17 protein-coding genes and 1 tRNA gene are annotated in these 18,571 nt (G+C 27.2%); 4 read left to right on the top strand and 14 right to left on the bottom strand.

What is annotated here, in order from left to right; translation table 11 throughout:
• Positions 1 to 193: 193 nt before the first annotated feature.
• Positions 194 to 808: a TraR/DksA C4-type zinc finger protein gene (locus I2A75_RS13645; protein ID WP_195265414.1), complete on the bottom strand. Its 615-nt coding sequence runs from the start codon at positions 806 to 808 to the stop codon at positions 194 to 196.
• A 318-nt stretch (positions 809 to 1,126) separates the two neighbouring features.
• Positions 1,127 to 3,283, bottom strand: a complete 2,157-nt coding sequence (locus I2A75_RS13640; protein WP_195265411.1) for an alpha-amylase family glycosyl hydrolase — start codon at positions 3,281 to 3,283, stop codon at positions 1,127 to 1,129.
• Between the two features lie 315 nt (positions 3,284 to 3,598).
• On the opposite strand from I2A75_RS13640, the gene I2A75_RS13635 reads away from it, so the two are divergent.
• Complete coding sequence (locus I2A75_RS13635) at positions 3,599 to 4,273, top strand: helix-turn-helix transcriptional regulator (RefSeq protein WP_195265410.1); 675 nt, start codon at positions 3,599 to 3,601, stop codon at positions 4,271 to 4,273.
• 96 nt (positions 4,274 to 4,369) lie between these two features.
• On the opposite strand, the gene I2A75_RS13630 is transcribed toward I2A75_RS13635, so the two are convergent.
• The 5 genes from I2A75_RS13630 to I2A75_RS13615 form a co-directional block, all read right to left on the bottom strand.
• Positions 4,370 to 4,714, bottom strand: coding sequence for a hypothetical protein (locus tag I2A75_RS13630; RefSeq protein WP_195265408.1), 345 nt, complete (start codon positions 4,712 to 4,714; stop codon positions 4,370 to 4,372).
• Positions 4,715 to 4,842: 128 nt separating this feature from the next.
• Complete coding sequence (locus I2A75_RS18125; protein WP_279325040.1) at positions 4,843 to 4,971, bottom strand: hypothetical protein; 129 nt, start codon at positions 4,969 to 4,971, stop codon at positions 4,843 to 4,845.
• A 235-nt stretch (positions 4,972 to 5,206) separates the two neighbouring features.
• Positions 5,207 to 6,472: a cytosine deaminase gene (codA, locus tag I2A75_RS13625; protein ID WP_195265406.1), complete on the bottom strand. Its 1,266-nt coding sequence runs from the start codon at positions 6,470 to 6,472 to the stop codon at positions 5,207 to 5,209.
• A gap of 14 nt (positions 6,473 to 6,486) precedes the next feature.
• Positions 6,487 to 7,737, bottom strand: coding sequence for a cytosine permease (codB, locus tag I2A75_RS13620; RefSeq protein WP_195265404.1), 1,251 nt, complete (start codon positions 7,735 to 7,737; stop codon positions 6,487 to 6,489).
• A 295-nt stretch (positions 7,738 to 8,032) separates the two neighbouring features.
• Complete coding sequence (locus tag I2A75_RS13615) at positions 8,033 to 8,836, bottom strand: molecular chaperone DnaJ (RefSeq protein WP_207733830.1); 804 nt, start codon at positions 8,834 to 8,836, stop codon at positions 8,033 to 8,035.
• A 546-nt stretch (positions 8,837 to 9,382) separates the two neighbouring features.
• Here I2A75_RS13615 and I2A75_RS13610 point away from each other — a divergent pair.
• Positions 9,383 to 9,458, top strand: a tRNA-Met gene (locus I2A75_RS13610).
• Positions 9,459 to 9,676: 218 nt separating this feature from the next.
• Here the strand turns inward: I2A75_RS13610 and I2A75_RS13605 are convergent.
• Together I2A75_RS13605 and I2A75_RS13600 are read right to left on the bottom strand one after the other, a co-directional pair.
• Positions 9,677 to 10,411 carry a glucose 1-dehydrogenase gene (locus I2A75_RS13605; protein WP_195265399.1) on the bottom strand — a complete coding sequence of 245 codons (735 nt, stop codon included), beginning with the start codon at positions 10,409 to 10,411 and terminating at the stop codon, positions 9,677 to 9,679.
• Positions 10,412 to 10,741: 330 nt separating this feature from the next.
• Positions 10,742 to 11,137, bottom strand: coding sequence for a VOC family protein (locus I2A75_RS13600; protein ID WP_195265397.1), 396 nt, complete (start codon positions 11,135 to 11,137; stop codon positions 10,742 to 10,744).
• A 162-nt stretch (positions 11,138 to 11,299) separates the two neighbouring features.
• On the opposite strand from I2A75_RS13600, the gene I2A75_RS13595 reads away from it, so the two are divergent.
• Entirely contained in the window at positions 11,300 to 11,536 is a 237-nt protein-coding gene (locus I2A75_RS13595; protein WP_195265395.1) for a hypothetical protein, read from the top strand.
• Positions 11,537 to 11,979: 443 nt separating this feature from the next.
• Here I2A75_RS13595 and I2A75_RS13590 read toward each other — a convergent pair whose 3' ends face one another.
• The 5 genes from I2A75_RS13590 to I2A75_RS13570 form a co-directional block, all read right to left on the bottom strand.
• Positions 11,980 to 12,714, bottom strand: coding sequence for a class I SAM-dependent methyltransferase (locus I2A75_RS13590; protein WP_195265393.1), 735 nt, complete (start codon positions 12,712 to 12,714; stop codon positions 11,980 to 11,982).
• A 406-nt stretch (positions 12,715 to 13,120) separates the two neighbouring features.
• Positions 13,121 to 14,677 carry an ABC-F family ATP-binding cassette domain-containing protein gene (locus I2A75_RS13585; RefSeq protein ID WP_195265391.1) on the bottom strand — a complete coding sequence of 519 codons (1,557 nt, stop codon included), beginning with the start codon at positions 14,675 to 14,677 and terminating at the stop codon, positions 13,121 to 13,123.
• A gap of 157 nt (positions 14,678 to 14,834) precedes the next feature.
• Positions 14,835 to 15,395, bottom strand: a complete 561-nt coding sequence (locus I2A75_RS13580; RefSeq protein ID WP_195265422.1) for a DUF3867 domain-containing protein — start codon at positions 15,393 to 15,395, stop codon at positions 14,835 to 14,837.
• Positions 15,396 to 15,561: 166 nt separating this feature from the next.
• A complete protein-coding gene (locus I2A75_RS13575; protein ID WP_195265389.1) occupies positions 15,562 to 16,614 on the bottom strand; it encodes a spermidine/putrescine ABC transporter substrate-binding protein in 1,053 nt (350 codons plus the stop codon).
• A 201-nt stretch (positions 16,615 to 16,815) separates the two neighbouring features.
• Positions 16,816 to 17,064 (bottom strand): hypothetical protein, encoded by a 249-nt coding sequence (locus I2A75_RS13570; RefSeq protein ID WP_195265388.1) that lies wholly within the window; start codon positions 17,062 to 17,064, stop codon positions 16,816 to 16,818.
• Between the two features lie 149 nt (positions 17,065 to 17,213).
• Between I2A75_RS13570 and I2A75_RS13565 the strand changes: the two genes are divergently transcribed.
• Positions 17,214 to 18,563: a putative DNA modification/repair radical SAM protein gene (locus I2A75_RS13565; RefSeq protein ID WP_195265387.1), complete on the top strand. Its 1,350-nt coding sequence runs from the start codon at positions 17,214 to 17,216 to the stop codon at positions 18,561 to 18,563.
• The last annotated feature ends 8 nt before the right edge of the window (positions 18,564 to 18,571 follow it).

Here is an 18,571-nt window from a genome sequence, read left to right as displayed (position 1 = left end):
ATTTATTTAATTATATAAAAAATACCTATAGCCATAAACCCTTTTATTTAAGTGTCTAGTCTATAGGTATCAGTTTATTTCGCGAGCCCCTTTAAAAGTTAGTAAAATTAACAACTTAAAATACTTTCATATGTAATATTTTCATATAATTATATATGCAATAAATTTAAAATTTTGGTGTTTTCAGTAAAATTTAATCAGGTAATTGATTCTTATATTGCTCATTACTTATTTTCTCAATTTCTTCAACATAAGTATTATCATCGTAATCATATTCATATTGTGGTGCATTTCTTATTTCATTAAACCTTCCAACAGATTGATAACTATCTTCTTCATCAAATCCTATTTCATCTTTATCCCCATATCTTGATTTATGACCAAATGGATTTCCAATTACAGTTTCTTCTACTACTCTTTGATTAGAATTATAAGTTTTTATTGTACTAACAACATCTTGACAGTCAATACAATTTAATGCATAAGGTAAAAACTCTAACCTCTCCTTATCTATCTCTTTTCCACAGTTCTGACATTTACCATAACTTCCTTCATCAATGGCTTTTAAAGCATCATCTATCTTATCTAGTAATGCCCTTTCATTAGCTTCTAGTGCTCTACCTTTTTCAACTTCAAAGGTTTCACTAGCTATATCAGAAGGATGATTATCATAAAATGATAATTCACTTGCAACCTCTGCATTAAATCTAGTCATTCCATTATCATCTAATTGCTCAATTAGATCATTAATTCTCTTTTTCTCTTGATTAAGTTTATTTTTATAATATATTAATTCATCTTTATTCATATAAATCATCCTTTCAAAATAATGCTCAATTATATTCTTCCTAAAAGATGATTTTTTAGTACATCAATTTATAATATTTGCTTAGAACAAATTTTTAATAAATATCCACCTAGCTTACAAACCAAAAATTCATTTATTTTAATATTTTTTAATTAAATTTTATATTTAAGAGCATATTTAAAAGAAATTTTTCTCCTATAAATTACTATCATAGTTAAAAAGTGCAGATAGAGATAAATTAAATCTCTATTTGCACTTTTATAAATTATATAATATTTATAACTCTCTCTTATGCTTAATATTATTTATTCACATTTTTTAGTTCTGCCAATTAACAACTACTGTACCTGTTGAATTTTTAGGTACTGTATATACATGATTATTACCATTTTCCCAAGTTACTGAATTTCCATTCTTCTTAATAAATTTGTATTCAATACTACTTCCTGCTGGTACACTTACATCATAATACCAAGTTGGATATTTATACACTACTTGGTTATATAATGATCCGATAGCTTTGGTAGCATTCCATGAACCTAACTCTGGAACATTCCCAACAAGAAATACATTTTCTCCTAGATTAGTATTAGCATTATTTACAACAAATCTTACAGTTACTAAATCACCACTTACAATATCATAATTTTCATATATATTACTCTTTATACCTTCAGCTGTTTGAAGTGAAACTTTTACCTTTCCTGCAGAAACATTTGGTACTGTAACCTTAACTTCATTGTTAGTCCAAGATATAACTTCTGCAGCCTTATCAGCAAAATACACAGTTCCCTTCACATCTCCGAAACCCTCTCCTGTTATTACAACTTCTTGTCCTGCTTTAGCCATTGGATGAGCTACATTACCTATATTAGGTTTACTAGTGTTAGTATTATAACTCCATACTGCAGCAGAATTGCCTGATAAATTAAAACTAGAAACTGTACCTTGATTTACTACAATATCATTTCCTTTAACTCGTTTACCTAATACATCACTATAATTACCTGATGGTAATGATGTTACAAGACCACTAACATTAATACTATTATTGCTCTTATTCAAAGCAATCACCACAACATCATCACCAAATTTTCTTTCATAAATATAAACATCATCATTTATCCATCTTTGTTTAGTACTACCATAAGCAAGTGCAGAATTTGATTTTCTCAAAGGTGCCAATGCTTTAATAATTTGATAAGCATTTGTATTAGTGTTAAATCCACTCATCATTGCTCTATTATATGGATCTCCATTTCCTGTCATATATTGCTCTGTTCCATAGTATATAGCTGGTACACCTCTTGATGTAAGTGTTAAAACTAATGCTTGATCAACAGATGTATTATTATTTGCAACAGAGAATCTATCCATATCATGGTTATCAATAAAAATAACTTGATTATTAATATGTTCATAATCCTTTGCTGTTGAGGTAAACATTTCATCTAACTTATACATATTACTTTTATTATCTCTTAAAACTTGTCTAACTGTTTGTGCATATCTAAAATCTAATAAACTCATTCCACTATTATTTGCAAAATTAGTATTATTTGAATCTACTTCACCAGCACCTAAGAACCATTCTCCAAATGTAAAAACAGGATTATACGAATAAATAGCATCCATATAACTCTTTTGCCATTCATACGGCATGTGCTTTACTGCATCCATTCTAATACCATCGATCCCCATACCTATCCATAACTTAATTGCATCTTTTAAATACAAATCTACAGTTGGATTTATATGATTTAAATCAGCTAAATCATATAAATTTCTATATATTCCATCTTCCAATGTTGAAAAATCTGTACCACCATAATGGTTAAATAAGTTTTTACTATCATTAATTATTCCACCAAGTAATGTACCATTATCATATAACCTTCCATTTTCAGCGTAATCAGGGGTAATTTCTCCTGCTGGTGATGTATGGTTAGGCGCGAAATCAATTATTACTTTCATACCATTTTTATGAGCAGTATCAATTAATCTTTTAAAATCATCAAAGTTACCAAAAGCTGGATTAGTTTTCTTAAAATCTCTAGCCCAATATCCATGATAAGAGGTTCCTGCTTGGCTTAACACTGAGTAAATATTTTCAACTGGTTGAGAAACCCATATTGCAGTTATACCCATACCAGTTAGATATCCATCATTAATCTTATCTATAATTCCTTGCCAATCTCCCCCAAAGTATTTTTTATAATTACTCTTAGTTGAATCATATAATTCTCCTGTAGGATTATTTGCTTTATCTCCATCATAAAATCTATCTGTCACTACCTGATAGATTACATCATTTGAGTAATCAACCTTATTTAATTTGCTTTCTCCTATATTATTAATTTCCGCATTTGTCAAAGATTGAGCAAATACAGTTTTGTTATTAACTGGACCTAAATAACTTCCTACAAGTAATACTAATGATAACATTGAAACTGCAAATTTTCTTAAAACTTTCATTTAATACTACCTCCTTAACTATTCTTACTATACTTTTCTACAATTATTGAATAATTTTATTTACATCTTAAATCTTATGGTAAATTAACTTTTACCATACAACAATTTCCTTATCACCACCTTTTCATTCATAAATAATAACTCTATGCTTAAACCAATTGTCGGAAAACGATTGCAATCATTTATATTTTTATTATACTTATTACTATAATTAAATTTTGGTTTAAATTGTATTTTTTTGTTTATTTTGTATATATGTTTTACTATAATTAATATATAATTTACTTATCATTATTTTTTGGGGAGGATAATGCTATGTATGATTCTTATGATTCAGATGAGTTTTTATTTGTTAATCAGATTACTTTCTTAATAGAAAATAAAGATTATGAGACTTTGCTAAAACTAAATTTAGATAAGCATGAAAAAGAAAAAAAAGAAAATATACCAATACCCACCAAACAAAATGATCTTATTATGTGGAATGTAGTATTTGCTAGAGAAGTTATTAAAAATGGTAGTACAAAAACTTATCTCCATACTTTGTATAATAAATATTATAACGCTATAATAAACACTAAAAAACTTCATTCTTTACAGCAATTAGAACTAGATATGATAAATTCTTATTTTGATATATTAATTAATCATGTTGAATTAAGAAGCAATTTAATATTAAATAAGATAATTGGATATCTTTATATTAATCTAGAAAACACTTTAACTTTAGAAAGAATCGCTAGTGAACTAGATTTATCTGTTGGATATTTATCAAATACCTTTAAAAAAAATATGGGAATCTCAATAATGAAATACTTTAAGGAATTAAAAATTGAAAGGGCTAAGGTATTACTTCTCACAACCAATAAAAGTATTTTAGAGATATCTACTTCACTTTATTTTTGTGATCAAGGGAACTTTTGCAAAACCTTTAAGAACATTGTTGGTTTTACCCCAAGCCAATTTAGAAACAACAATATACAAGTATAAGCAATGCTTAATTATTATTTAAAGAAATTATTTGTAATAATACCATAAATAATAAAAACAGAAATTAAAAATTTCTGTTTTTATTGTTTTCCAATATTATGTCCACAACTCATTATTTAATGTTGTATTAACCACAATTTTTTCATCTATTTCTTTAATTTCGAGGGTAATTAATCTTAAATCTTTTCCACTTAATTTATCATAAGCAACAACGGTATTACTTATATCTTTATAGGTATAAGTTAGAATTAGATTACACCTGTTATTTACTTTCTGTGTATATAATGATACTTCTCTAGATTCATTACTTTTAAGTTTTTTTATCACTTCTTTATGATTACCATTCCACTCACCATCATGTGTTAATTTTATATTAGTTATAATATCATTAGTTAGGTTCTTAACAACAACTTTTTGCATTATGTCTTGCATTATAAACATATTTACCAACTCCTTTAGTATAATATTTATTTAATTTAATTACCTTCACATATTTTTCTTATTTTCACTCCTGCAAATAATTGATAAAATCCTTATTTTAAAGTAACCTTTTGTGATATTATATGAGATTACACTGTACCATAAAAAGGTACCTTTTCTCTCTTTAATATTTCTTTCTTTAATATTTCATTTTTTAATATTTCTCTATCATTATTATATTTTCTAACATCAATTCTTTCCTTTAAATAAGTAATCATATTATACTTATTATTGAAATCCAATAATTATATAATAAATACTAATGTTTAAATTATATCACCATTGGAATTTAATGTATAGGAACCCATATAATTACTATTAACTTTAATATCTATTATTTCCTTCTAATAAAGAATTATCCGGCTATACCTCTCACTTATTCGTTTTTTCTTTTATTTACAAAAAAATAGAGGATTTATGCCAATAATTGTAAGCATAAATCCTCTATATAAATTATCTTTTAAAATTAATTTCCTTTTCTTCACTCATATTTACAAACGTTTTACTAGGAGTAGTTTTAGCAATAACTCTTCCTTCTCTTATGGAATATAAAACTTCTGCTCTTCTTCTAACAGCATCATAACCACTTTCAGCATTTAGTAAAATTAAATTGCCTGGTTTTCCCACTTCTATTCCATATTTATCTTCAATATTTAAAGTTCTTGCACTATTGCTTGATATAAACTTTAATGATTCATTTATATCGTCGTAGCCCATCATTTGACATACATGTAACCCAAAGTGCACTACTTCTAGCATATTTCCTGTTCCCATTGGATACCACGGGTCAAATATATCATCATGTCCAAAGCATACATTAATACCTGCTTCATTAAGCTCCTTAACTCTTGTAATACCTCTTCTCTTTGGATATGTATCAAATCTTCCTTGAAGATGAGTGTTTACTAGAGGATTTGAAACAAAATTTATTCCTGACATCTTTAATAATCTAAATAACTTATATGTATATGCATTATTGTATGATCCCATAGCTGTAGTATGGCTAGCAGTTACCTTATTCTTTAAACCTGTTTCTAAAGCTCTTGTAGCAACAACTTCTAAAAACCTTGATTGCTCATCATCTATTTCATCACAGTGAACATCTACTAATACATCATATTTTTTAGCTAATTCAAAAATCTTATTAATAGATTCTACTCCATATTCTCTTGTAAACTCAAAGTGAGGTATTGCTCCTATTACATCTGCACCTAATTTTAAAGCTTCTTCCACTAATTCTAATCCATTTGTATATGAAAGTATTCCTTCTTGTGGAAAAGCTACTATTTGTAATGTAACATAATCTTTTACTTCTTCTCTAACTTCTACCATTGCCTTTAATGCAACTAAGCTATCATCAGTAACATCTACATGAGTTCTTATAAATTGAATTCCATTAGCTACTTGCCATTCTATAGCTTTTTTAGCTCTATTTTTAACGTCTTCCTTAGTTAAAAATTCCTTTCTTTGAGACCATCTTTCAATTCCTTCAAAAAGAGTTCCACTTTTATTCCATTCTGGCTCTCCAGCTGTAAGAGTAGTATCTAAGTGAATATGTGGATCTATAAAAGGAGCTGAAGCTAATGCTCCATTTCCTTCTATTACTTCTTCATTTTCTAATACTTCTAAATTTTCATCTATCTCTGTAAACTTTCCATCTACTATTCTTATGTCAAATAATCCTTCTCTATCTAAAAGTCTTACTTTTCTAATTAACATATTTTATCCTCACCTTATTTATTAGTTATTTTTGTTCCTATCACATAAACTAACATTGTTGTTATTATTGCATTTAATGCTATAACTCCTACTTGCACAACATTTGCAACGATAAACCCTGCTAAGAATGCTACTATAGCAATCCAGTTTATATCTTGGAATTTTGTCTCTTGTATATTATCATACTTTCTTTTCTTTATAAAGAAGTAATCAGCTATTATTATTCCACCTACTGGAGGTAACATTGAGTTTAAGAAAGTTAAGAATGCTGTAAAGTTATTATTTAACCATATTGCTCCTACTGTTCCTATTAACCCACTAATAATTACTAACTTCTTTTTAGGTAATTTAGTTATATTTGAAAGTCCAAGTCCTGCTGTATAAATTGCATTATCATTAGTTGTCCATATATTTAATCCTAAAACTAATATCGCAGGTAAAATTAACCCTTGTGAAAACATAACATCTGCTATATCTGAGTTACCTGTAACCATTGCCCCTACTGCTCCAAATAAGAACATTAATGAATTTCCTATGAAAAATGCTACTACAGTTGTTGATACTGCTACTTTTTTATTTTTTGAGAATCTCGCAAAATCTGGAGTAGCTGTTCCTCCACTTATAAATGATCCAACACATAATGTTACTGCTGTTACTAATGCCATCTTACTGCTTGGCTCTATGTTCATTAAGCCTTGAACTCCACCTACTGAATTTGTTGCCATTACTGCTGATGTACTACCCAATATAGCTATTGCTGGTACTGCAATTGAACTTAAAATCGTTAAAGATTTCATTCCAAAATAAGCAGTTGCTGTCATTAATAATCCTGTTATTCCAACTAATAAGTATAAGTTTATATTAAATCTATTTGCTACTGGTATTGCAAACATTGCTATTCCAACACCAAACCAACCTATTTGTGTAATACTCGTTATAAAAGATGCTAAATATGATCCTTTTTCACCAAAAGAATATCTAGCAAGTAAATGCATTGAAAGACCTGTGTCTGCTCCTATATATGCTAATAATCCTGTATAACACGCTAATATTAAATTTCCTATAAGTACTGCTATAAAGAAATCCTTCAACGGTAATCCTGTTCCTAAGTTTCCTCCTGTAAGCATACTTGCAGAGAAAAATGTAAATCCAAGCATAACCACAAACATTGAAAAGAATCCCTTCTTATCTTTTTTGTGCACATGATCTAACTCATAATCATGATTTTCATTAATAACTTCTTCTAATAATATCTTTTGTTCCATTTGTATCCCCCTAAATATTATATTTAAGGAAAACCAGTACTTATATTTAATAAAAAACGACCTCTCTATTATATAGAAAGGTCGTTAACGCTTAAAATTAGATATATAAATTAACTCTATATAACCTAATTATTCTATCTGCCGTATCATATCGACCTTATCAGTCTCTCTGGACTAAATTTAAAGGACTAGTTTTCTTGAGACAATTATATATTGATTCTCTAAAGAATGTCAACATATTTCTTATGGTAATAAATTAATTTTTAAATCAAATTTATACAAAACTTATTTTTTATTAGTTAAAAACAAAATCTTTTAATTTATCATTTATTTTATCTAATATTGATGGAACTATTTTTAGTATACTTGGTAAAAATAAAGAAACTACAAATGCCACAGCACATATTACAAATACCTCATAATACATAGGTTGTCCAATATAAACTTGATAGCCATGTATAGAAGCAACTGCAATTGCTGCTATTATGATAACCTTAGTTGCAATCCAAGATATTAAATTAATTATCTTACATAAAAATATTATTATAGATAATATGGCTATTATAGGCAATGCTATTATTTTAAATAAAATTATAATTACTCTACTTACTGTATCTATTTCACTTTTTTGTTTATTTACATCTTTTTTAGAACTTTGTCTTTTATACTTATCTTTATTACTTTCCTTATCTTTATCATTTGAAGAATTCTTTTTATTACTTTTTTGCTTCTTCATTGATGAATTATTAGAAGACGATTTTTTGCTTTTCTTCTTAGTTTCTTCTTGGTCATCATCATACTCAAAATTATTGTTATCAGCCCAATTATCTCTTTTAAAATTATTTTGAAAACCTTCATTTAAACTGTTATTATTAGAGTCATTAACGAAATTTTCTTTATATTGATTTTTTTCTCTTTCCTGTTTTATTTCTTCATAAGCTTTATCAAATACCTCTATAAAAGCCTTGGCTCTTTTCTCATCTCTAACTTCTTCTTTCAACTTATTGACTTTATTTTCATATGCTATTTTTATTTCTTCCATTGATGCATTTTCATCTACACCTAAAATCTTATAATTTTCCATATCTCTTCTCTCCATATTATTTTTTATATAATATATCCCCTATCTTTTGATTAACACTTATTATATCAATATCTATAAACTAATAAAAAGGTAATTCCTTCCTATATACTATTCTATATAAGTAAAAAGCCTAAAAAAGATAAATAACCTCATTATCAAGTTCTAATACCTCTTTGCATATGACTGTCTTCCCAAATCAGCAGTAACTTCTTTTTTAAGTTATTCCTAAATAAATCTCTAGTAAATTTATTTATTCATAAAATTATACTAATAAAATGTGCCCCTTCTCATTACAATTTTATCATCAGACAATTCTTGCAATTTTGAACTAACAATTATATCTTCTCCATATGATATTACTATATAATTGTTGAGTTCCATTAAAGACATTAGATTTTAATATAACTTCTTCTTATTTCGTAGCATTTGATACCATATGACACTCTAAGATATCTCTTGTCATCATATGCCATAATATTATGTTATATCATTTTGACATTAACCTTTATTAAGCATATACTAAGGATACAAGTTAGCAAAGCTAATATGTAAATTTAATATCGCGGGATGGAGCAGTTGGCAGCTCGTTGGGCTCATAACCCAAAGGTCGTAGGTTCAAGTCCTGCTCCCGCAACCAAAACCTTACTCTTACTGTAAGGTTTTTTATTATATTTAGAAAAGCCTAGTGATGTAACACTAAGCTTTTCTTATTTATCATATATAAAATTTTATAAACATATTAATAGTTACTAATTTGCTTGTCTTATTTATCAATTCATACAAATTAAATATGTAATCTATATGGATATATTATGATAAATAATTACATAGTTCCTTAGATACCCTATACTTAATCTACATTGCAGTTAATCCACCATCTATAATGAATTCAGATCCTGTTGAATATCTTGATTCATCTGAAGCAAGATAAAGAACTAAATTTGAAACTTCTTCTGGTTTAGCCATTCTTCTCATTGGAATTTGTTTAGCAAAATTCTTAATTATTTCATATGATTCTCCTTCAGTAACCATTGGTGTTTCTATTACTCCAGGATGCACTGAGTTAACTCTAATTCCAAATGGTGATAATTGAAGTGCTGCTGCCTTTGTCATTCCACGAACTGCAAACTTAGTGTCTGTATAACCAATTGCTCCCCCTACCATTCCATTCATAGATGAAATATTAATTATTGAAGCTGATTCTGTTTTCTTCATAGAAGGAGCTAATGCCTTAATTCCAAGAAAAACAGACACTTGATTTATATCTACAATTTTTCTATATTCTGCTTCAGTCATTTCTAAAATAGATTTATTCATAGTTATTCCAGCATTATTAACTAAAATATTAGCTGGTCCAAATATTTTTTCAGTTTCCTCTACAACTTTCTCCCAACCTGAAGCATCAGTAACATCATGTTTAATAAACTTTGTATTACTACCTAATTCTTGTTCTAATATTCTACCTTCTTCTTCATTTAAGTCAGTAAATACAACTTTTGCACCTTCACTTACAAATAATCTTACATGTGACGCCCCCATTCCACGTGCTCCACCCGTAATAATAGCTACTTTATCTTTTAAACGTTCCATTAATAAATCCTCCTTAGTTAAATCTTCAAATTTATATTATCCTCTTAACTAGCGTTAACAACTTATTATTAACTAATAATTATTAATTAATATTACTATATTAGCAGTTATAAAATATATTATCAAGTTAATTACTATTCAATAATTGTATATTATTTATATTAATTTTATTCTTATAATCCAAGCCCTAATAGTTGAAATAAATAAAAGGTTGTCTCACTAAACAGCAGTGGGACAACCCATTAATATACATATATGTGAACTTTAAATAAATTAAATATATTTACAGCTTTAATAATAATCCTTCTTTTAAGTAATATTTTTACTAAACTAATTATGCATACAAAATCTTAATAAATATCCATTTATATCTTGTACAAGAAATTCTTTTTGTAATATTATTCTCCCATTAGATTCATATTCACTTATAGTTATATCTCTAAATAATTCTATATTATTTTTAACTAGATTATCTCTTATTTTTTCAACATTGGATACTTTCATCTCAAAATTTATTCCTCTTCCAAATGGGTACACTAATTCACCTGTATTCCAATAGCCATTTACCTCTTCTATCATAATTTGTATATCTCCCAGTGATAAAAAAGCAAATTTATCTTCTACTCTTTCGTATTCTAAGTTGAAACCTAAAATATCTATATAGAATTTCTTAGATTCTTCTATATTAATAACGGATAATTCTGGTATTAAACTGTTAAACTTCATTATTTTCATCCCCTTTACAGTAATTTTATCACATAATGATAAATTATAAATAAGCATCATCTTAAAATATTAATTGGTAACCATAGTTACATACTAAATTAATAATTTATATATAATTGTATATGTAATAACATTTAGTAAAAAACTTTAGGAGGTCAAATTATGAGTTGTGGTTGCGGAACAAAAAAAGATGGAAAATCTATTGTTGATAGACTTAGAGAAAAAGGGAAAGCAAATTTGAAATTAAATACTCCTTATCCAATAAAATGTTCATGTGGAGAAGATATCATAATGGAAACATTTGTAACTGTATGTCCAAATTGCAAAATGACTTATGCAATTACTCCATGTTCTCAAAGTGATATTAATAATATAAAAGAAGCTGGCATTAATTATTAATTAAAAGGTATGAGATTTCCCCTCATACCTTTTTTAACACTTCCATACTAATTTCATGTGCCCATATCACCATTCCAAATCTATTTCCTAATATTATTATAATATTTCTTATCTCTACGTCATATTTTCACTTCTTTTTGGTAATTCTAGATTTTGTTACCTTAACTTCTTTACTTATATATTGATTTCTTATATCTTTTTAATATTTATATTACAATCAATTTCTAAACTCCCTAAAGCATTTAATCTTATAATTTCTAACTAAAAAGAAGTTATCTTTTATACTTACTCTTCTTATAATCTAAGAAATTCCAAATGAAATTCACCTATCCTATTCTCTTTTACTTCTTAGTTTTAACTAAATTCATTTAACTAGGTTAAACAATTTTAGTAGCAAATAAAAAACTACGTTGGATGTGTATTTTATAGCAATTATTCTATAATTACTTTTTTCTTGCAGATACAAGTAACATCATCGGTCTGCGTAATTCATCAAACATACCAGGAATAGTATATAGTAAGTTCTCTGCTGGTTTTGGTTCAACAATTCCTGTTATTTCAAATCCCGCTTTTATAAGACTGCTTAAGTATGTTGTCAATGTTCTATGATATTTTATAACTTCTTCGCCTAAAAAACTTGCATTACGAAGACCTTCTGTAAAATATTTGTCAACTGGCCAATGTAGAATATTACCTTTGTCATCATAATACCAATCCTGTGTCCCTTGTGCAGTAAAAATAGGATGTTCTACAGAAAAAATAAAATCTCCACCTTTTGAAATACACTTACTTATTTTACTTAAAATATCCTCAAATGATTGAATGTAATGAAGAGCCAATGAACTTATAATAACATCAAATGAATTGTCAGGAAAATCAATATCCTCTATTGGCATGCATATATACTGAATATTTTCTGATTCTGTTTTGTTACTTGCTTCATTTAACATCTTTTCTGAAATATCAACTCCAATAACTGACTTTGCACCATTTTCTATTGCAAATCGGCAATGCCATCCAAAACCACAGCCTAAATCTAAAACTTTTTTACCTTCAAAATCCGGAAACATTTTTTTAAGTTCATGCCACTCTCCAGCACCTTTAAGTCCATTTTTCGAACGATCCATATTACTGTATTTATCAAAAAAATTTTTATCATCATATTTGTTTTGTTTCATTTCTATTACCTCCGTTTTTACTATATTGTATTGTTTCAATAAAGTGTATTCAAGATAAAAAATGATTCTGTATAATTTTTTATAAGTAAGGTCACCAATTGGAAACCCTACTTAATGATTTTTTGTGAATTATTTTCTTTATTTTAATACTCAATATAAAACGCCACCATAATCACATACTGACTTTGTATGAAGTAAATCAACCTTTCGATCTATTATAATATTTTAACCTCCTATATATAAGAAGATAGAAGTTAGTTCGTAATTTTGAACAAATTTATCCCAATATTATATATCGAATCTAAATCCATCGAAATAATAAAAAACAGTAATAATACTTATTAGTACTATTACTGTTCTGTTCTATTCTATAAAATAAATCTATATTTAAGCATCACTTTAAAAATTAACAAATTTTAGTAGTCCATTCTTCACAGTTCCATATTTCTGTCACAACATCTCTATAAAACTCTGGTTCGTGTGATACAAGTAAAATTGATCCTTTGTATTCTTTTAATGCCCTCTTTAATTCATCTTTTGCATCTACATCTAAGTGATTTGTAGGCTCATCTAGGATTAGTATATTAGTTTCTGTATTTAATATTTTACATAATCTAACCTTTGCAGCTTCTCCACCTGATAAAACCATTATTTTTGATTCTAATTGCTTTGTTGTTAAACCACATTTAGCAAGGGCCGCTCTTATTTCGTATTGTGTTTTGCTTGGAAACTCTTGCCACACTTCTTCTATACATGTGTTTGTATTTCCACTTCTATCTTCTTGTTCAAAATAACCTATATGTTGGTAGTCTCCTCTATGAACTTTTCCTGATAGTGGCTGTTGTATTCCTAATAAGCTTTTAAGTAATGTTGATTTACCAAGTCCATTTGCTCCAACTAAAGCTATTTTTTGTCCTCTTTCCATATAAAGATTTAATGGCTTTGTAAGTGGTGAATCATATCCTATAACTAAATCTTCAGTTTCAAATATTGTTTTCCCAGCTGTTCTTGCTATTTTAAAGTTGAATTCTGGTTTTGGTTTTTCTTTTGAAAGTTCTATTACTTCCATTTTATCAAGCTTCTTTTGTCTTGATTTAGCCATATTAGCAGTAGCGACATTTGCTTTATTTCTAGCAACGAAGTCTTCTAGTCTAGCTATTTCTTTTTGTTGTTTTTCATATGCTGCTTCTAATCTCTTTTTATTTTCATCATATAGTCTCTTAAACTCATAATAGTCTCCAACATATCTTGTTAATTTTCTTTCTTCAACATGATAAATTAAGTTAACCACTGAATTTAAAAATGGTATATCATGAGAAATTAATATAAATGCATTTTCATAATTATTTAAATATCTCTTTAACCACTCTATATGCTCTTCGTCTAAGTAGTTAGTAGGCTCATCTAGAAGTAATATATCTGGATTTTGAAGTAATAACTTTCCAAGTAAGATTTTTGTTCTTTGTCCACCTGATAAATCATCAACATCTTTGTCTAAACCTAAATCTAAAAGTCCAAGTCCCTTTGCTACTTCCTCTACCTTTGCATCGATTATGTAAAATCCATTATGATCTAGTAAATCTTGAATTACTGCTGTTCTTTCAAGCATCTTTTCTAGTTCTTCTGGAGTACAATCTCCCATTTTTTCATAAAGAGAATTCATTTCTGTTTCTAAATCAAATAAGTACTTAAATGCATCTCTTAGTGCATCTCTTATACTTTGTCCTTTTACTAAAGCTGCATGTTGATCCATATATCCAACTCTAACATTATTTGACCAAATAACCTTTCCTTCATCAGGCATAAGTTTATCTGTAACTATATTCATAAATGTTGATTTTCCTTCACCATTAGCTCCAATTAAACCAACGTGCTCCCCCTTTAATAATCTAAAGGATACATCTTCAAAAATAGCTCTATCTCCAAAGCCATGACTCATATCTTTAACTGTTAAAACGCTCATTAATTATCCTCCTGGTTATTAAGTCTATTTTTAAATTTAAATTTTTACTTCTTCATTTTCAATTAATATATTACACAAAAATAAGGTATGATTATAATCACACCTTATTTATTATAAACTATAATTCTACAAAATAAATAGATTTTTTAAAACAATTTTAGTATTCATATTCTTTTACGTCTTCGCAAATAGATATTTTTAATGTATTATCATCAATAACTTTCTTATAAGAGCATAAAAAATCATTTAATTCTAAATCAGTTAAATCAATTTTACCAAAACTTTTTAAAATAACATTTTCTCCTTCTGTTAATATTCCTACATTATTTTTATCATTTTTTATAAAATAATTATTAACAGTTGTTACTTTAATCCTGTCCTTATATTTTTCTTGAAAACTCATTGTTTTTCTTACTTTTTCAATATCTCCTGAGCCTGGTATAACATTGTTAAGTCCTAGTGATTTTATTTGCTCTTCTATAGCAGAAGCATCAAATCCATATCTCTCCATTAACTTAGTTTGCATTTTCAAAAACTTATCTTGTGATATGTTATTTTCCTCCATATACTCCATCATCTTTTTTGTGAAGTCTGCCATGTTTAATTTTCCAGAAGACATATCATAATATAAGGAATATATATACGATTCAAATTTATCTATATCTTTATCATTAACTTTATTTTTTAGCTCATTAAAATCTATAATCTTATCCATAATATACTCAACTCCTACAACTTTAATAGATGTTACTAATATTATACTATTACTATAAACTTTATTCTATTGACTTAATACAATATTAATATTTTTTTAAGAACACTTTTTTAACATTACATTTCTATTGCTTTAATTAAATTTGATTTATTAAATCGGTAAAATCTACTTACTTTGCAGCTTTAACTGCATTCCAAACATCTTCATATAGTCTTAACTTTTCTTGTGGTAAATATTTATAAACTTCGCATCTTTCCATAACTTCTTTAGTCATATATGCACCTTCGTTGTTTTTAACTTCTTCTGGTTGCTCTTCCATAGCTAATTTATTTGGAGTAGTGTATCCTATTTCTTCTGCTATTTTATATGCACTATCCTTGCCACTTACAAAGTTTATGAATTCTTCTGCAGTTTCCTTATCATTTGCATTTGCTGGAATTGCCCATGAATCCAACCAGTAGTTTGCTCCTTCCTTAGGTATTACATATTCTAAGTTCTCATTTTCATCAGCTAAAGTTAATCCTTCCCCTGACCATATCATCGCAATTGAAGCTTCTCCTGAAGTCATTAAATCTTTAACTTCATCAGCGCCATATTTTAACACTAATGGCTTTTGTTCTATTAATAAATTCTTAGCTTCTTCAAGTTCTTTTTCATTTGTTGTATTTAATGAATAACCAAGCTTTTTAAGAGCCATTCCTATAGCATCTCTTTGAGCATCTAAAACAAATATTTGCTTTTTATATTTTTCATTCCACATTATATCCCAGCTATCAACTGTTTCATTAACTAAATCTTTGTTATATATTATTCCAATTGTTCCATTCATATAAGGCACTGTATAATCATTATTAGGATCATAAGGCTGTCCCATATCACTTTCATTCATTTCTTTTAAATTTGGAATCTTATCTTTATCAATTTTTTGAAGTAATCCTTCTTGTATCATTCTATCTGCCATATAATCTGCTACTAAAATAGCATCCCACTTTGTTTTTCCTGAAGATACTTCTATATACATAGTTTCCATGTCATCAAAAGTCTTGTAATTAACCTTTACATTATATTTTTCTTCAAATTCTTCTATTATTCCTTCCGCTATATTTTCACCATAATTTAATACGTTTATAGTCTTTTTATCACTTTTTTTACATCCAGTAAATAAAGCAAAAATAAAAATCATACTGCATATTAATGCAGAAATTTTTATAGATTTTTTCATTTAATTTCATCCTTCCATTATGTAATAGTTATTATTTTGCAATAATAATTATAAAGGTAATTTTATTAATTGCAAGTTAAAAATATCCAAGTATTGTTTATATTATTATAATATTAGTATTGATACAATAATAATACTTTTATTTCAATATTTAAGCAAAAAAGTATTAACTACTTATAAGTAGCTAATACTTTAGCAGAATTATATTTCAATTAATTTTGCTGTTACACCCTGTATTCCATTTAATTCTTCTTTTAAATTATTTATTTCTTCTTTTTCATCATGAATTAAATTTAAAATTACAAGTCCTGAATTTGCGCAAGAAGTTTTACTTGCTTCATGTAAACCTAATCTAGTTTGGATAATACATCCATATTTTGTTAACACTTCTTGAACTGTTGGTGCAATAGATACCCTAGGTTCTATTTTTATTGCCATAATAGTAAACATATTTATCCCTCCGTTGAATTCATCATTTTCTATATTATCCCACTTTAGCTTTGCTTATTCATAATAAATGAAATTTTTATTATATATTGAAATAAGAACATTTGTTCGATATAATTATTAAAAATACTTTTTTAAGAAGGGTGATATTTATGAATATAGATGAAAAACTTAATATTCTTTCAGCAGCTGCAAAATATGACGTATCTTGTTCTTCTTCTGGTTCAAAAAGAAAAAACTTAAATAATGGGATAGGAAATGCTGAAAGTAGTGGGATTTGTCATAGCTTTGCTCCTGATGGCAGATGTATTTCTCTTTTAAAAATACTTTTAACAAATTACTGTATATATAATTGCAAGTATTGTGTAAATGCATCTACAAAGGATGTTCCTAGAGCTATGTTTACTCCTGATGAAGTTGTATCCCTTACAATTAACTTTTATAAAAGAAATTATATTGAAGGATTATTCTTAAGCTCAGCAATTTTTAAAACACCAAATTACACAATGGAATTATTATTAAGTGTTGTAAAGAAATTAAGAGTTGAAGAAAAGTTTAATGGCTATATTCATTTAAAAGCTATTCCTGGTGCTGATGAAGCCTTAATAAAAGAAGCTGGAAAATATGTAGATAGAATGAGTGTTAATATAGAACTTCCTTCGGCATCTAGTTTAAAACTACTTGCTCCACAAAAAAGCAAAAAAAATATATTATCTCCTATGACTACTATAAAAAATTCTATTTTAGAAAATAAAGATTTAACTAAAAATATAAAATCAACACCACTTTTTGTTCCAGGTGGTCAAAGCACTCAACTTATAGTTGGAGCAACCCCTGAAAGTGATTATAAGATATTAAACTTATCTGAGAATTTGTATAATCGTTTTAACTTAAAAAGAGTTTATTATTCTGCTTATGTTCCAGTAATAAAAAATGATAAATTACTTCCTGATATTATCCATCCCCCATTAGTTAGAGAACATAGATTATATCAAGCAGATTGGCTATTAAGATTTTATGGCTTTAAAGCTAAAGAACTTTTAAAAGATGAAAATGATAACTTTGACTTAAATTTTGATCCTAAAACTTCTTGGGCATTATCTAATATAGATAATTTTCCTGTAGAAATAAATAAAGCTTCCTATGACACCCTTCTTAGAATACCAGGAATAGGAGTTCGTTCTGCAAGAAGGATATTAATTACAAGAAAAGTTCATTCCTTAACATTCGAGGATTTAAAAAAGCTTGGAATAGTTCTAAAAAGAGCAAAGTATTTTATTACTTGCAAAGGTAAGTACTATGGAGATGTTTCTTTTGATGAAGAAAAAATAAGAACTAGGTTGCTTTATATGGATAAACCTAAATTAGAAAATGAAAATGCAGAACAACTTAATTTCTTTGATAATATTTATCCTAAAAGTTCAAGTGGAATTTTATTGCCTGAACCAAAGAAAATAATTATACCTACAGATAAAGTAACTTCTATAACTGGAGAATTTTAAGGGTGGTG

This window comes from Clostridium sp. 1001275B_160808_H3 (genome assembly GCF_015550425.1).
Taxonomy (GTDB): Bacteria; Bacillota; Clostridia; order Clostridiales; family Clostridiaceae; genus Clostridium.
Note: the sequence above shows the minus strand (reverse complement) of the source record. Positions and strands in the feature narration are given on the sequence as shown.

Excerpts from the sequence above, each read along its gene's own strand:
- I2A75_RS13645 (WP_195265414.1), bottom strand. The coding sequence starts at position 808 with ATGAATAAAGATGAATTAATATATTATAAAAATAAACTTAATCAAGAG.
- I2A75_RS13640 (WP_195265411.1), bottom strand. The coding sequence starts at position 3,283 with ATGAAAGTTTTAAGAAAATTTGCAGTTTCAATGTTATCATTAGTATTA.
- I2A75_RS13635 (WP_195265410.1), top strand. The coding sequence starts at position 3,599 with ATGTATGATTCTTATGATTCAGATGAGTTTTTATTTGTTAATCAGATT.
- I2A75_RS13630 (WP_195265408.1), bottom strand. The coding sequence starts at position 4,714 with ATGTTTATAATGCAAGACATAATGCAAAAAGTTGTTGTTAAGAACCTA.
- I2A75_RS18125 (WP_279325040.1), bottom strand. The coding sequence starts at position 4,971 with ATGATTACTTATTTAAAGGAAAGAATTGATGTTAGAAAATATAATAAT.
- codA (WP_195265406.1), bottom strand. The coding sequence starts at position 6,472 with ATGTTAATTAGAAAAGTAAGACTTTTAGATAGAGAAGGATTATTTGAC.
- codB (WP_195265404.1), bottom strand. The coding sequence starts at position 7,737 with ATGGAACAAAAGATATTATTAGAAGAAGTTATTAATGAAAATCATGAT.
- I2A75_RS13615 (WP_207733830.1), bottom strand. The coding sequence starts at position 8,836 with ATGGAGAGAAGAGATATGGAAAATTATAAGATTTTAGGTGTAGATGAA.
- I2A75_RS13605 (WP_195265399.1), bottom strand. The coding sequence starts at position 10,411 with ATGGAACGTTTAAAAGATAAAGTAGCTATTATTACGGGTGGAGCACGT.
- I2A75_RS13600 (WP_195265397.1), bottom strand. The coding sequence starts at position 11,137 with ATGAAGTTTAACAGTTTAATACCAGAATTATCCGTTATTAATATAGAA.
- I2A75_RS13595 (WP_195265395.1), top strand. The coding sequence starts at position 11,300 with ATGAGTTGTGGTTGCGGAACAAAAAAAGATGGAAAATCTATTGTTGAT.
- I2A75_RS13590 (WP_195265393.1), bottom strand. The coding sequence starts at position 12,714 with ATGAAACAAAACAAATATGATGATAAAAATTTTTTTGATAAATACAGT.
- I2A75_RS13585 (WP_195265391.1), bottom strand. The coding sequence starts at position 14,677 with ATGAGCGTTTTAACAGTTAAAGATATGAGTCATGGCTTTGGAGATAGA.
- I2A75_RS13575 (WP_195265389.1), bottom strand. The coding sequence starts at position 16,614 with ATGAAAAAATCTATAAAAATTTCTGCATTAATATGCAGTATGATTTTT.
- I2A75_RS13570 (WP_195265388.1), bottom strand. The coding sequence starts at position 17,064 with ATGTTTACTATTATGGCAATAAAAATAGAACCTAGGGTATCTATTGCA.
- I2A75_RS13565 (WP_195265387.1), top strand. The coding sequence starts at position 17,214 with ATGAATATAGATGAAAAACTTAATATTCTTTCAGCAGCTGCAAAATAT.